Raw genomic sequence first — 14354 nt, 5'->3', positions numbered from 1 at the left:
CTTGGGGCATTGTTTGTACGGCTTGCTTGGCAGATTCGGCCTCGCCGCCATGCCACATAATTGCTTCAAGTATACTGCGTGCGCGGCCGTCATGCAGAAGAAAATGGCTGCCATTTACGTATTTGTCTGAACCGAGCCCCCAAAGTGGAGCGGTTCTCCATTCCTGTCCGTTTGCCTTAAACTCGGGTCGATTGTCCGCCAGCCCTAGCCCCATGTCATGCAGTAATAGATCGGTGTAAGGCCAGATGGTTTGCATGTTAAGAGAAGTTTGCTCAGTATGCCCGGATGTTTGATAGCTTGGAGTATGGCACGCGGCACAGCCAGCGGAGTGAAAGACGGCTTTTCCTTTATTGACCATTTCTGCATTGTCTATTTTTCGAATGGGTACCGCGATATTTCTTGTATACAGCAATAAAGCATCGGTCATCGCCTTTGGCGCTTCCATGTGGTTGATATCCGGGGCTTGGCGGGTGCGGTTTCCATGGGCTTGTTTTCGGCAGCTTGTTTGTGAAGGAGTGCAGTCGCCCCAATGTTGTGGAAATAACGGTGTACTAATGCCGAGATCCCCCTTGAACGCGCTAGCGTTTTGTTGACGAAGGTTGGGGGTGCCTGCTTTCCAGCCAAAACGGCCAAGTGCCGGTGCTTGTTTTTGCTGATCCCAAACCCAATTGGCTTTGCCTGAAATACCATCTTGGTTACTGTCGTCTGGGTCGGTTTTAGAAAGAATGTCCTGTTCATTTATCGCTTCGATAAGACCCAATCCGATCATGGGCGAGGAAATACGTGGCGAAATCATCAAATCTTCATCCATTGGGCCATACTGAGGCGCTATGATTTGGTAATCCGGCTTTCTTAGGCTAACCATTTCGCCTTCGCTTAGCTGAATTTTTTGTTCTGTATAGCTGACTCGTAGCTGTGCCTCAGCTTGTCCACCCGGGTAGGCAAAGGTCTGTAGCTGAGTGCCATAAGTAGGCTCTGGTATTAGCCCTATGAGGCCACTTTCCAGTGCTCGTTTTTGCTCGGCAGTTTTGGCTGGAGTGCTAAGCCGAAGAAATAGTGCAGGGGAGGTTTTACCTTCTTCTTTTAATATGCCTCGACCATTCTTCTCGTGGCAACGGGAGCAGGATCTTGCATTGTAGAGTGGGCCTAAGCCATCACTTGCGGTCGTACTTGAGGGGGCAAATACCCAAATTTTTTCAAAGATGGCCCGGCCGATTTTAAAGTCGAGCTTTGTCTCCATATCCAGAAGGGGGGAGGGATGATCAAAACTGTTTCGTTGTTTGCTTTGGCCAGCACTATGTTGACCTGATGGGTAGAGTTCTCTGGCACTATGGAGTTTGCTATTTGAAGCGAGGGTCGAGTCAGCATTTATGTAGAGTAAAAAGCTGACCGCTAAAAGAGGAAGTGCGAAGATGGTTTTATTCATAGCTACCAAAACGCCCGCTTGTTAGGCGGGCGTAAATAAACAGGTGCGTCACCTAGTTGTTAATTACTCTGCTACAGCAGAAGGGTTGTCCAGGCTGTCAGAACCTTCAAAATCAATATTGCTGAGGCCTAAGACCTGAATGACCTTTTCAGTTGTTTTGGCTTGAGCAACGAGTGCATCAACAAAGTTCTGAACGATTTGGTTGCCCGCAGTATTACCTTCACCGATCAATACATCAAAAGCTTGGCCTTTAGCCGCCGCGTCAACCATTGCTTGAGCCGTCGCTTGAGTAGCATTAAGCTTACCCAGCATTTCAGCATCCAGTGCTGGGTCTGCTTGCTTCACTAAGTCAGAAAGGCTTGCACCATCTACTGAGTTGTTGTTGATGCTCTCATACTGACCCATATAGACATTCTTGATGCCCAAGGCGTCATAGTAGTGGGAGTTATGAGTGTTATCCGAGAAGCAGTCATGTTCTTCTTCAGGATCGTGTAGCATCAAGCCAAGCTTAGTCCGCTCGCCAGCTAGCTCGCCATACGCAAGGCTACCCATGCCTGTCAGCATGGTTGCCAAGGCACCTGCTTCGCTTTTAGCGGTTAGCTCAGCAACTGATGCTCCGCCTTCTTTCCAGTTATTGGCCATGTCTTCTAGGTCTGAAATCAATAAGCTTGTTGCTGCTTGAAGGTACTGACGACGGCGCTCACAGTTGCCACCGGTACACTTATCAAGTGAGAAATCGCTTGCTGGGCGAGAGCCAGCACCAGGGTTGTTACCGTTTAAGTCTTGGCCCCACAGCAAAAATTCGATGACGTGATAACCCGTTGCAACGTTAGACTCAACTTCGTCAATTTCATGCAGAGTGTTTGCAAGTAGTTCTGGTGTAATTTGGCTAGCATCTACTTTCTTGCCGCCAATCATTGGTGCAGGGTTGGCAATGATGTTAGCAGCATAGAATGGGTTTTCATCAGACTCAGCACCATATGAAGCATCAACATAGTCGATCAAACCTTCATCAAGAGGCCATGCGTTGACTTTACCTTCCCAATCATCAACCGATGCGTTGCCAAAACGGTAGACTTCTGTCTGTTGGTAAGGCGCGCGTGCCGCAATCCAAGCGTCTTTAGTTTTTTGCAAATTGGCTTCGTTAGGATTAGCTAGAAATTCATTGACTTGAGCTTGCAGTGCTTGAGCGGCGCTTAGCGAGTCCTGATAGTTTTCTTTAGCGATATCAATATAAGTATCGATAACTGAAGCTTGGCTAGTTTCTTTTGTTTCCATCATTCCGCAGCCGGATAGGCCCATAGCGGCGACTGAGCCTGTGAGGACAAAGTTTCTAATGGATGATTTTAGAGAAAGCATGGATAACCCCTGAAAGTTAATTTTAAAAATGACCTAATGGACCAATATGGCGAAGATGATATTCTAAATGATAAGTATTATCAATAAGATTTATAGTCTAGTCAGTGATTAGGCTTTCATATCGTTTATCTGTCAGTAGTTTTAAAAATGCGACTAGCGCATCAATACGCTTGTCATCTAGCGCAGGGCCTGATTGAAGTTCCTCAAAAGAGATTGTTTCGTGGAATTCTGGCTTATCCCAGCTTTCGCCCGTTTCTGGGTTTATCTGACGCTTGGCGCTTTTGGAGTTATATTTGTTATAGAAGTCGATAACTGTTCGAAGCTCTTTAAAAACACCGTTGTGCATGTAAGGGCTGGTGACGGCGACATTTCGAAGCGTTGGTGTTTTGAATTTTCCTTTATGCTTTTCATCGTGGACTTGAGCGTTCGCGAGTAGACCTATATCGACATAGTCTTCGTCGAGCTTGTTTTGTTTTCGAACAGCAAGGTTTGTCGGTATACCAATGTTGTGATACTCATAATTGCTGAAGGTTTCATCCGGCGCGGTTGGGCTGCTTCGTAATTGGTGGCATTGGTTACAGTTGGTGAATTGCTGCGAGAAGAATAAGGTCATTCCAAGTTCTTCTTGCTTACTAAGTTCATATTCGCCTCTTAAATAGCGGTCATACTTTGAGTCGAAGGGAGAGAAAAAATCGGTTTTTTCAAAGGCTGCGATGCTTTCGGCCATGGCGTCATAGAGCTTCCCCGGTTTACTTAATATGTCTTTTCCAAATAGGCTAGAGAAGGCTTGTTTATAGACCTCCGATTCAAGTAGACGTGCTTGCATACTTTCTTTGTTAGGTATACCCATTTCGATACCTGCGAGTGGAGGACCTTTCGCTTGGTCAGCCAGTGTTGCTGCTCGGCCATCCCAGAACTGTCCTCCAACATGCTTTCCTTTCTTATTAACATGAAAGATAGGAATCTGGTTCGCATAGCTGCTGGTTGGTGCGCTACGGTCACCAAAAGATTGTTGATCGTCACCTAACGAAACCATTCCTTCAAGGTGAGTATGCCTTGTGTCATGTGTGCGCTTATCGACAAACCCTGTCGCAGGGTTATGGCAGCTAGAGCAAGATTGAGTCCGGTTTAATGAAAGGTTTGGGTCGAAGTAGAGTAGTTCACCTAGGGCTTCTTTAGAGTTTATTTGTGCAAGGGCAATGTGGCTGGAACAGATTGCTATCAACATGAATAGACTTAACGCTAGCTTGGAATGGCCTTTCCGGTATGTGAAAAAGACTGGCAGGGGGCGGGCTGTGTTCATAGTTAGAGATTCCGGTCTAAGCTGGTAATGTGGGTATTAGATATATAAATGATAATTAATACAAGGTGAGAATAATTCCTGTTACCATTTGTTGATCCAAGTCAATTCTGTAAGTTTGTGTGAGTGTAAGTGGTGAGATGTAAGTTCAGTATTAGCTAATGTAGCCTTGTGCGCTAAGGCACAAGCTTTATAACGACTGACACGCGGTGCGTAGGCGGTAGATAGGGTAAGCTTAAAACATATCAAATTTAGGAGTTTCTTGTGTCTTCCATACCTTCAAAATTACTTATGCTGAAAACCCTTAGTGAAGTGCCGCGTAGTGAGTATTCTGATGTTCGAGTACCTAAGAATTTAAATAATACGAAGGAAAGGTTGGGCTTTTTAAAGATGCTTAGGCAAAAGCCGAGTGCGCAACAAAAGGTTAGTAGCGCCAAACCCAGGTTGTTAACCTTTAATGCGGCGGTTTGGTTGAGTTTGGCGCAAGCAGCGAAAAAACCGGTATCTCTTTGGTTAAGCTACAAAGATGCACAGGGAGAGAATACGATCTTGGTTGACGAGCAGTGTATGGGAGAATCTAAGTCTGCAATGTTATCTGGTAATGTGAGCTTTAAGGTGAGTGGAAATCTAGAATACCTGAGGGCTTGCTGTGGAGGGGTAGATGAAAAGCAGAGTCTGGTTGTCGAAGAGCTGCATGTAAGACGCTTAAAGCAAGAGATAACTTATCCTGGCCAGCTGGCGCAAACAGCTTAGCGTTTTACAACAAAAAAACGCAACTAACAATTGGGGTCATTAGCTGCGTTAAAGGGTAAAAGGAAAAGAAACTTAGCTTAGTATTAAGCCATAGCTTCTTGTGCAGTAGGCTTGGAATATTTAAGTACCCGTCCTACAACAGTTTTATACTGGCTTGAAAAGCTTCCCGTATTGTAAGGGATCTGATATTTCTCACAGATCTTCTGAACTTCAACAGCCATTGCTGGGTAATGACGTGCTGGCACATCTGGATATAAATGGTGTTCGATTTGGCAGCTCAAGTGACCTGTCATAATATGGAATAACTTGTTGCCCTCTAGATTTGAAGAACCCAGTATCTGACGGAAATACCATTCACCTTGTGACTCTCCCTGAATTTCTTCTTCAGTAAAGGTATGAGCGTCTTCGGTAAAGTGACCGCAAAAGATAATGGTAGAGGTCCAAAGGTTTCTAAGGATATTGGCAATTAAGTTACCGAGTAATACTTGCCCGGCCACAGGCCAGCATAGTAAAGGAAAGAATATGTAATCCTTGAAGGTTTGACGGCCGATTTTGCTAAAGAAATCTTTCTTTAATTGCTTGCGGCTAATTGGCAGGGAACTTGTTTCGCGGCGCTTGCCCATAAAGATTCTTTCTGCAGCGACTTCGTGGTAAGCAATCCCTGCTTCAAAGAAGGTGCTAAGCCCTAGGTAGCTGAATATCTGCCAGCGGTTTTTTGGCCGCCAAGGCAGGTCATCGCTAAGACGGAATATGCCATAGCCAAAGTCACGGTCTTTGCCGATAACATTTGTATAAGTGTGATGCTCGTGGTTGTGATAGCGCTTCCAAGAGCCCGAGTCTCCCGCAATATCCCACTCGAATTTTCTGGAGTTAATGTTAGGGTCATTCATCCAGTCATATTGCCCGTGCAGTACATTGTGGCCAATTTCCATATTGTCCAGAATCTTTGCTAAGGCCAACAGTAAAACTGCCAACACCCATAATAGGGGGCTTACAAAGCCCATTACCATTAGGATTCGGCCAGCAATTTCACTGCCGCGTTGAATTGCGATTAAACGTCGAATGTATTTTGCATCACTTGCGCCCACTTTCTTAAGGGTGTCTGCGCGAACTTTGTCCAGCTCTTCTGCAAAGCCGTCTAAGATTTCTCGGGATGGCTTCTGAGTATTGTTCGGATTCATAATGTCTTCCTGATTAATCTCTTAAAGTTCAAGTTCTACTTTGCCAACCGGCACCGAAACACAAAGCTGTATTTCTTCTTCTCCGGTATCCGAATATTGTTGGGTTCGCGTATTGAAGACTCGCCCGGTCTTCTTTTTACAAATACACTGGTGACACACGCCCATTCGACAACCCGCAACGGGTTTTAAACCTTGGTTCTCTGAGATTTCCAGCAGGGTAGCTTTGTCAGACTCGATAAACTGCTGAGGGTCAAAGGTGACTTGCTTTCGAGAGTCCAGGTAATCGACTTGAATCAGTTCATCGGCATCGTCTGCATTCATTCCCTCAAGAGATAAAGGCTGTTGGCCGAAGTATTCAAAGTGGATATCTGCTTCAGGAACCGTATTGGACGTTAGAAGCGATTGGGTAATTTCAATCATTTTCCCAGGCCCACATACGTAAAATTCTTTTTCGCTGATGTCTTCTACAAACATTTCCAGCTGCTGCTGATCTATTCTACCTTGGTGGTCACTATAGATAGTTGTTACCTGCAAACCCTTCGCTTCAAGGTGAGAAAGTTGCTCGGAAAAGAATAGGGATTGGCTATTATTTACATAAAAGAGCAACTGAGCCTGCTTATACCAAGCGTTGCTCTGGTATTCGTTCAGCATTGAAAATATGGGGGTTAGTCCGCTTCCGCCTGCAATAAATACTTTGTCTTTTACTGAGTTGCTTAGTTGGAAATCACCTTGGGCTTCGGATAAGTAAACAGTGTCACCACTTTTCAAAGCTTGGTTGAGCCATGGCGTTACAGCACCTTCTTCATTTGCGCGTATGGTTAAGGTGATTTCACCTGTGCGAAGAAAGTGTTTAGGCGAGCAGGAAAGACTAAAGGTACGTGTTAGCATTGCGCCATCTTTTTCAACGCTTAGCTGTACATATTGTCCGGCACTAAAACCAGCCCATTTTTTTTCTGGCCTTAAAGTCAGCGTGTAGATGTCATCTGTTTCATTTTTTATGAAGAGTACTTGAGCACTAGTTCTTCCGTGACGCCAATTTGGGCGAAACACCTGAATAATGGGCTCTAAAAAGACACCAAAGCTATCGGTATTGGTAAGTTGGCGGCTTAAGAAGCCAATAGCTTTCTGAGCGATTGTTTGCGATTCTGCTATAGGGCTTTCGCTGTTCATCCCTTTAGACATAGTGACCTCCTACTAAGTTCGAGGTACAGTTGTACGCTTTTTGTTCTATTATGTCTAGAATTGTCAGTCGCATGAGTATGATCATCTAATTTAGGTGGCCGAATTTTTTGGTAGTGGAGATTGTAGCAATTTAATTTGTGCGGAATATTTCATATCTGTGTAGTATGCCCATTTATTTATTAACGAATCTTGGGGATACCATGGCGCTGAAGTCCACGATCTATAAAGTTACTTTGCAACTAAGTGACTTTGATCGAGATCATTACCAAAGCTACTCGCTTAATGTTGCACTTCACCCGTCTGAAACCATTGAACGTATGTTGCTTCGTTTGCTTGCTTTTTCATTGTATGCAGATGAAGCGCTAAGTTTTACCAAGGGTTTATCGACTGATGATGAGCCGGATATCTGGCTCAAGTCTTTATCCGACGAAATAGAGTTGTGGGTCGACTTGGGCTTACCTGATTTAAAACGTATCCGTAAAGCTTCAGGTCGCTCAGATAAAGTTGTTGTATTGGCTTATGGCGGACATAAGGTTGCCCCGTGGTTCGACGCGTTAGCAAAGGATTTGAAGCGTATAGCTAATTTGTCTGTCTTGCGTGCAGAGATGGCTGATATCGAGCCACTGCTTGCGCATGTCGAAAGAACGATGGAGCTCGTTGTGTTGATTCAGGATGGAAGTTTGAATGTAAGCTTGGGGGAGAGTGTTGTTGACTTGAATATCGAGCGGCTGCTTGGCGAGGAATAATTGTCTTTTGCGATGGACGAATATAGCTGCAATCGGTTAATCTCCGTGTATCTAATGTATTGAAACGAGGAGAAAAACATTGAGCAATACAAAAATCATTACGCCAGACTTGTGCGACGAGTACCCGGATTTAGTTCAGGTCTTGGAACCGATGATGAACAATTACGGTGCAATCGATGCCTTTGGTGGCGAAATTGTTACGGTAAAGTGTTTTGAAGATAACTCTATCGTCAAAGAACAGGTGGGTTTACCTGGCGAAGGGCGAGTGATGGTTGTTGATGGCGGTGGTTCAATGCGTAATGCCTTGTTAGGTGATATGTTGGCTGAGAAAGCAGCTGCGAACGGCTGGTCTGGTTTGGTTATTTACGGCTGCATTCGTGATGTTGATGTGATCGGGCAGACGCAGCTAGGTGTTCAGGCAATGAACACTAATCCGCGTAAAACTGAAAAGCGTGGTATTGGTGATCTGAATGTTCCGGTCACCTTTGGTGGCGTAACCTTTACACCAGGTCACTACGTTTATGCCGATAATAATGGTGTTATTGTTTCGCCTGAAAAGTTGGAAATGCCAGCCTAGTAGAGACTTTAGCGAACACATAAAAAAGCCCGTGAGAAAAACGCTCACGGGCTTTTTTATGTGCTTATGAAATTGCTTCGCCTAACTCGCGATTTCTACAATTTCTGCGCCTACTTGAAAAGTATTTTCGTCGACCTGTGTGCAGCGTAGTACTTTTACGGTTGCATCCAGAGCGGGAAACGCATCGTTGCTTGAAGGAAGCGATGTCCGGCAAGTTGCTCCTGCTGTTAGTTCTTCTTCTACTTCTATTAACATGCCTGCGCCACTAAGGTCACGGCAATAACCATTTACTTTGATGTCCGAGTTATCAACGGCTAGAGTGATTTCAGTATCGACTCTCATTCTGATGAAATCGCGTTTTTCATCCCAGGTACGGCTATACAGGTTATTCATCTATTCAACACCTCTTATGGATAAATGTCTCACCTTCATTTATATGTCTAAATATGGTTGCTGTCAAAGAGCAAAACCACAAGATATTCGACTATTAGCAATTGGTAAGATTCTAGTAATAAGTTGATGCGGATGAAATTCACCCCAGCGCATCAAGCTTGATGATACCGCTGGGGCAAAAGTTTTTCTATGGTGTGTTGCTCATTTTTAGAACGAAATGGGCAAATAATAGACTAAGTGTTTGTTTTTAAAGCAGCCTAAAAAATAAGCTTTTTTACGCCCAGCTATCATTTTTCTTAGAAGGTTTAATGATAGGAATTAATAAAGTTAGAATTACACCAAGTGTTACCAGGCCACCCCCGATTAACATCATGTTAGAATCTGACTTATCTTTTAATCTAAGATTCTCGGTTTGGATCAGTTCTAATTCGTTTCTAAGCTGCTCATTACTTTCTCTAAGCTCACGATTTCGCTTATCTAGATTAAGGGCATTGGCCGAAATAGACTTAATGTTCTTTAGCTCTTTGCTATTAGCATTAAGCTCTGAAGTGGTTTGAGTATGTTCTTTGCTAAGACTCTGGTGCTTCTTTTTCAAGTTGGCCAGTTGAGTTTGAGTTTCTTCGTAGTTAGCTTTTAGTTTAGCTAACTCCTGATTAGCTTGGGCTAGCTTAACTTTAGCAATAGGCTGCGCCGTTAGATATCTAGAAGGCAGATAGCCTTCTATGCCGCTTGGCGTTTTAACGTGTGCGTAGCCAGAGCTCAGCTTTTCAATAATTTCCAGCTTGGTGCCGCTCTTAAGTCCTTTGTGGACAATCCTAAACCCGACTCCTTCGCCGCTGCGTAAGGGAACTAAAAGGGTGTCGTCTATGTACATAGTTTCAGCTGATGCAGAGCTGATAGCCAACGCGAGTAAGCATATAGAGGCCGCGATCTTTGAAAGGAATGATGTTTTCACGATTTGTATCCTGTATTTCGTAGTAAGCCCGTTTTAAACAACGAGTCGTAAAGTCAGTAGCGTTAGCCCCGGTTTAGGTCGCTTGATAAGTGTTCTAACTAAGGTAGAACTTTCTTAAATGGTTTAACCGTAACGTTTTCATAAACGCCGGCTGCAACGTAAGGGTCTTGGTCTGCCCATGCTTGGGCTTCGTTTAAAGAACCAAACTCTGCTATTACCAAACTTCCTGTAAAACCTGCTTCACCTGGATCTTCCGAGTCAGTCGCAGGGTGTGGGCCGGCAACAAATAAGCGGCCTTGTTGTTTTAGTTCTTCTAGTCTTGCCAAATGAGCAGGTCTTGCAGATTTGCGCTTTTCTAAACTATTTTCGATATCCTGGGAGATAATTGCGTAGTACATGTGTTTCTCTATTGTTTCAATGTTTGGTCGTAGACTAATTAAAGCATTCTAAGGCTATTGATGGATGATGTCTTCAAAATCCAAGCCCGTTAATCGTTTTATGTGCTTAAAGAGGTAGAGCATTGCGTATATCATCACGATGACGCAGGGTATTGTAATAACCGGGTAGCTAAGCAGGTTCATTGTACCAAGCTCGTCATTGAACTCGGCAGTTCCCGAAGGGCTGACGACTATGTACTTTGCCAATGCATAGTTTAGAGCAGCGGAAAGCATGAAAGAGCCCGCTAGTATATAAGTGGCTGTTTTTAAGACACGTTCAAAAGCGCCTTGGTTATTACTTTTGTCGAGAGCTTCATCGACCTTATCAATTTGCAGAATCTTGTCGTTATAAATAAATGTTTTGACCAAGGGGTACTTGGTTTTTAGTGAAACAATCGTACCTATAGCAATGATCAATGGTATGCTGGCTTCTTTGATTGCAATATATTTTGCATCGAGTTCCAATAGGCCAATGCCGCTGGTGAGTAGAATGCTAATAAAGCCTAACGCTGGGATGAATCCGAATTTTCGCTCTTTGATGAACTGGTAAATACCAAAGAGTAGTGGGAAGGAAAGGCCAAAAATTAGTGCGTATACAGGTCCCAGGCTATCATCGCCGCTCAGATATTTTAGAATAACGGTAGGTAAAATAACGCAGATTGCGAGCTCAAGTAACAAATGACTGGTTTGCTGTTTTTGTGCAGGCTTCTTTGGCTGTGTTGAGGTGTCGATAGTATTTTCGCTCATAAGGTGATTGCGTTGTTCCGTATTAAAAGGTTGTACAAATAGTACGTGAATAAGCTTACAGGTTGGTGATTATATGTGGAAACTGTGAAGGTTCAAACTTACCATCTTTACATAACATGCTTTTATTAAACCTGAATGACACCAACCTTAGATAATCGTGGAGAGTTATGAACCGTTCGCCAATAGATTTACATTGCCATAGCCTGTCATCGGATGGCAGTTTGAGCCCTACAGAGCTTATTCAAAGGGCTGCGGCAAATGGTGTGAAACTCTTGTCTCTAACTGACCACGATACCGTCGCCGGTCAGCAAGAAGCTTTTGACGCAGCAAATGTTGAAGGGATTTCAATGGTGCCCGGAATCGAGCTTTCATGTGTTTGGGGAAACTTTACCATCCACGTTCTTGCCTACAACTATGACTTGAATTCGGGCTTGATGCAGGAAATTGAAGCAAAGCAGTTACAGTCACGTCATCAACGCGCAGAGCTAATTGCAGAAAAACTAGAAAAAAAAGGCTTTCCAGGCCTGTTAGATGCTGCTCGGGCTTTGACTCAGTCAGGGATCCCTGGCCGACCTCATTTTGCACAGGCGATGATTGACCTAGCTTATGTTAGCGATCATAACGAAGCCTTTAAAAAGTATCTGGGTGCGGGGAAGGTTGGCGATGTAAAAAGTTTATGGCCAGAGCTAAAAGACATGGTAAATAGTATTGTTAACGCAAAGGGGAGTGCTGTCGTTGCCCACCCCAGAAAATACAATATGACCCTGACTAAGCTGCGCAATATGTTGGTAGAATTTAAAGCGCAGGGAGGCGAAGGCATTGAGGTAGTTACCTCAGGGCAGAAGCAAGGGGAAGTCGGGATGCTTAGTGATTTGTGTCAGCGAATGGGGTTGAAAGGTTCAATCGGTAGTGACTTTCATTCGCCTGAATATCGCTGGGCTGAACTTGGGCGTATTCCTTCATTGCCAAAAAGTGTTCTGCCGGTATGGCAGGAGTGGGAGGCTTTTCAGTCTCTCGAGCTACAGTAAGAAAAGAACAATTCAAAATTATTAAGATTCATAAGGGCTCAAGTGATTAGAGTCTATAAAAAAGATGGAGAGAGAAAATGACACTATGTCCAATCGCAATGGTTTCTGGTTGTAAGTCTTGCCCGGTATTTAAGGTATGTCCGGGTAAATCAATAATTGGTGACAGCAAAAAGGAAGAGCCGGCTAAGCCAGAAAAGGAAGGATCTAAGGAATCATAAATGTTATAAGTAGGGGCTGCTGTGCCTCGCAGAGGGGTAGCAGGGGGCGACTCTTGGCTATTCCTCCTACTTGGCGAAATGTTGAAACGAAATAATTGACCTTTTTCTATGAATAATCTCCCTTTCGGAAGGTATCGTTTACCTTCATGGTGTCAGGCTTTGCTCGGTATTTGTCACCAATTACCGGTCAATAACTGGTTTGCTAAGCGTCTAGCCTTTCTAATGCGAAAGCCTGTATTGATGCGCAAGCAATCACCTATCGATGTTCAGGTAGAAGGTTTAAAGTTCAGGTTGTTTCCCAAAGGAAACTTATCCGATAAGCGCTTATTAACTATGCCTGGCTTGCTCGATGGCCAGGAGCGACGTTTTTTGGCGTCCGTCTTGAGTGATGGGGCTACAGTTCTAGATGTAGGTGCGAATATCGGCGGTTATGGTTTGCTACTTGCGTGGGAGCGGAAAGACCTAAAGCTTGTTGCTGTAGAGGCGCACCCAGAGCTCGCTGCTCGCTTGCAGCGGCATGTCGAATTTAATCAGCTTCAATCTCGCTGTAAGTGTTTGCAGCTTGCGGCTAGCCCGCAAAACTCATTGGTTAAACTCTATCTCGATGAGGTGAACCAAGGTTGTAATTCTTTGTCGGAAGGGGTTGAGCACCCTGAGAGAGTCAGCACTTCAATTGATGTAAAGGGTTTGACTATTAGTGAGATTTTGGCGCTTGCTGATATTGACAAACTCGAGCTGCTTAAAATGGATATTGAAGGTTTCGAGTTTCCTGTGTTGGAAAGCTTCTTAAATCACGCAGAAGAAGCTGCCTGGCCCAAATACCTGCAGCTAGAGCAGCATAAAGATGCAGCACTAAGCCCAGCGGTTTCTATGGCGCTATCGAAGGGTTATATAAAGGTGCTGCAAACCCGAATGAATGTGATTCTTGAAAAGCGCTAAAGGATAGATACGCCTTCTTTAGCGAGCATGTCGATTAGCCTAATCAAAGGTAGTCCAATCAGTATGTTTGGATCTTTGCCCTCAATAGACTCAAATAACGATATGCCCAAGCCTTCCATTTTAAAGCCTCCCGCACAATCATAGGCTTGTTCGCGTTCTATATAATTGATTAGCTGCTGCTCATTTAGCTTACGAAATTTGGTGGCGTAGCTTTCAACAGCGCTTTGATATTTGCCGGTCTTCGTATTGAGCAGGCACAAGCCTGTATAAAAGTATGCAGTTTTGCCTTGGCAGAGTGTTAGCTGCTCAAGATTGCGTTCTTTATTTAGGGGTTTTCTAAGTATTTGCTCGCCCAAGCATGCGACTTGATCAGAGCCAATGATTAGCGAATTAGGGTGGGATGCAGCCAGTGCTTGCGCTTTTCTTATGGATAAACGCTCGGCCATTTCCTTATAGTTTTCATTAGGGAGGTGAGACTCATCAATGTCAGGAGATGCACACTTGAAGTGCTGAATTATTTTTTCTAGAAGCGCCTTTCTATAGGTGCTGGAAGAGGCGAGTACGATGTCCATAGATATCCTTGTATTGCAGGAAGTTGCATTGCTAAAGCGCAGTGGCCAACAAAAAGCGCTTGTCTTTTTAAATCAATGTCAAAAATACACTTATTTCCTTTGACAATACAGGTCTTCGGCCCTAGAATTGCGCGCTTATGTCTGATCACTCGTTACCCAAGACGCTCGACCCCTTTAAATATGCAGACCAGAATAAGGATTTGCAGGGGCATATAGCGGTACATCTCATGTCTAGGCTGACTTCAATGTTAGTGGATTCTGAGGGTGTCGTTAATATTGACTTGGAATTTGGACGGGATGAGCAAAGGCTGCGTATATTGAAGGGCAAGCTTTCAGCTGAATTGAACTTGCTTTGCCAGCGCTGCTTACATCCGGTCAAAAAGACAATAAGTTCTGAGTTTCAGCTCGGAATTGTAATGAGTGACGAGCAAGCGCAAAACCTTCCGCGTGTTTATGAACCTTTATTGGTGGAAGATGAAAAGCTTGTTTTACTGGATGTGATAGAAGAAGAATTGATCCTGAGTTTGCCAATGTTCGCTTA

The 14354-nt window shown here is 44.2% G+C and carries 17 protein-coding genes; 7 read left to right on the top strand and 10 right to left on the bottom strand.

Going from position 1 to position 14354, the window contains the following annotated elements:
• The 3 genes from A3763_RS23950 to A3763_RS23940 form a co-directional block, all read right to left on the bottom strand.
• The coding region (locus tag A3763_RS23950; protein ID WP_068760642.1) for a di-heme oxidoredictase family protein at positions 1 to 1426 on the bottom strand (1426 nt) is incomplete at its 3' end.
• A gap of 63 nt (positions 1427 to 1489) precedes the next feature.
• A complete protein-coding gene (locus tag A3763_RS23945) occupies positions 1490 to 2785 on the bottom strand; it encodes an imelysin family protein (RefSeq protein ID WP_068511211.1) in 1296 nt (431 codons plus the stop codon).
• 97 nt (positions 2786 to 2882) lie between these two features.
• Positions 2883 to 4013, bottom strand: coding sequence for a cytochrome-c peroxidase (locus A3763_RS23940; protein ID WP_068511209.1), 1131 nt, complete (start codon positions 4011 to 4013; stop codon positions 2883 to 2885).
• Positions 4014 to 4349: 336 nt separating this feature from the next.
• On the opposite strand from A3763_RS23940, the gene A3763_RS23935 reads away from it, so the two are divergent.
• Positions 4350 to 4838, top strand: a complete 489-nt coding sequence (locus A3763_RS23935; protein ID WP_156490436.1) for a hypothetical protein — start codon at positions 4350 to 4352, stop codon at positions 4836 to 4838.
• An 83-nt stretch (positions 4839 to 4921) separates the two neighbouring features.
• On the opposite strand, the gene A3763_RS23930 is transcribed toward A3763_RS23935, so the two are convergent.
• Together A3763_RS23930 and A3763_RS23925 are read right to left on the bottom strand one after the other, a co-directional pair.
• Positions 4922 to 6019 carry an acyl-CoA desaturase gene (locus A3763_RS23930; RefSeq protein WP_068511207.1) on the bottom strand — a complete coding sequence of 366 codons (1098 nt, stop codon included), beginning with the start codon at positions 6017 to 6019 and terminating at the stop codon, positions 4922 to 4924.
• 21 nt (positions 6020 to 6040) lie between these two features.
• On the bottom strand, positions 6041 to 7201 hold the full coding sequence (locus A3763_RS23925; RefSeq protein ID WP_068634004.1) for a flavin reductase family protein: 1161 nt from the start codon (positions 7199 to 7201) through the stop codon (positions 6041 to 6043).
• Positions 7202 to 7401: 200 nt separating this feature from the next.
• On the opposite strand from A3763_RS23925, the gene A3763_RS23920 reads away from it, so the two are divergent.
• The gene (locus A3763_RS23920; RefSeq protein WP_068634003.1) at positions 7402 to 7947 is read left to right on the top strand and encodes a YaeQ family protein; all 546 of its coding nucleotides are present in this window, start codon (positions 7402 to 7404) and stop codon (positions 7945 to 7947) included.
• A gap of 79 nt (positions 7948 to 8026) precedes the next feature.
• Positions 8027 to 8524: a ribonuclease E activity regulator RraA gene (gene rraA, locus A3763_RS23915; RefSeq protein WP_068511588.1), complete on the top strand. Its 498-nt coding sequence runs from the start codon at positions 8027 to 8029 to the stop codon at positions 8522 to 8524.
• 81 nt (positions 8525 to 8605) lie between these two features.
• On the opposite strand, the gene A3763_RS23910 is transcribed toward rraA, so the two are convergent.
• The 4 genes from A3763_RS23910 to A3763_RS23895 all read right to left on the bottom strand — a co-directional run bounded on the left by A3763_RS23910 (position 8606) and on the right by A3763_RS23895 (position 11056).
• A complete protein-coding gene (locus tag A3763_RS23910) occupies positions 8606 to 8917 on the bottom strand; it encodes a PilZ domain-containing protein (protein WP_068507473.1) in 312 nt (103 codons plus the stop codon).
• A 274-nt stretch (positions 8918 to 9191) separates the two neighbouring features.
• On the bottom strand, positions 9192 to 9872 hold the full coding sequence (locus tag A3763_RS23905; RefSeq protein WP_082865232.1) for a TIGR04211 family SH3 domain-containing protein: 681 nt from the start codon (positions 9870 to 9872) through the stop codon (positions 9192 to 9194).
• A 98-nt stretch (positions 9873 to 9970) separates the two neighbouring features.
• Positions 9971 to 10270, bottom strand: a complete 300-nt coding sequence (locus A3763_RS23900) for a YciI family protein (RefSeq protein WP_068511593.1) — start codon at positions 10268 to 10270, stop codon at positions 9971 to 9973.
• 54 nt (positions 10271 to 10324) lie between these two features.
• On the bottom strand, positions 10325 to 11056 hold the full coding sequence (locus tag A3763_RS23895) for a VC0807 family protein (RefSeq protein WP_068511596.1): 732 nt from the start codon (positions 11054 to 11056) through the stop codon (positions 10325 to 10327).
• Between the two features lie 167 nt (positions 11057 to 11223).
• On the opposite strand from A3763_RS23895, the gene A3763_RS23890 reads away from it, so the two are divergent.
• The 3 genes from A3763_RS23890 to A3763_RS23885 all read left to right on the top strand — a co-directional run bounded on the left by A3763_RS23890 (position 11224) and on the right by A3763_RS23885 (position 13241).
• The gene (locus A3763_RS23890; protein ID WP_068553588.1) at positions 11224 to 12084 is read left to right on the top strand and encodes a PHP domain-containing protein; all 861 of its coding nucleotides are present in this window, start codon (positions 11224 to 11226) and stop codon (positions 12082 to 12084) included.
• Positions 12085 to 12161: 77 nt separating this feature from the next.
• Positions 12162 to 12302: a hypothetical protein gene (locus A3763_RS29160; RefSeq protein ID WP_197469960.1), complete on the top strand. Its 141-nt coding sequence runs from the start codon at positions 12162 to 12164 to the stop codon at positions 12300 to 12302.
• Between the two features lie 108 nt (positions 12303 to 12410).
• Entirely contained in the window at positions 12411 to 13241 is an 831-nt protein-coding gene (locus tag A3763_RS23885; RefSeq protein WP_082865233.1) for an FkbM family methyltransferase, read from the top strand.
• Here the strand turns inward: A3763_RS23885 and A3763_RS23880 are convergent.
• Positions 13238 to 13813: a nucleoside triphosphate pyrophosphatase gene (locus A3763_RS23880; RefSeq protein WP_068506768.1), complete on the bottom strand. Its 576-nt coding sequence runs from the start codon at positions 13811 to 13813 to the stop codon at positions 13238 to 13240. The genes A3763_RS23885 and A3763_RS23880 overlap by 4 nt on opposite strands.
• A gap of 137 nt (positions 13814 to 13950) precedes the next feature.
• On the opposite strand from A3763_RS23880, the gene A3763_RS23875 reads away from it, so the two are divergent.
• On the top strand, positions 13951 to 14354 hold a 404-nt coding region (locus tag A3763_RS23875), incomplete at its 3' end, for a YceD family protein (RefSeq protein ID WP_156495301.1).

The organism is Oleiphilus sp. HI0128 (genome assembly GCF_001635365.1).
This window is presented reverse-complemented; position numbering and strand designations above follow the sequence as displayed.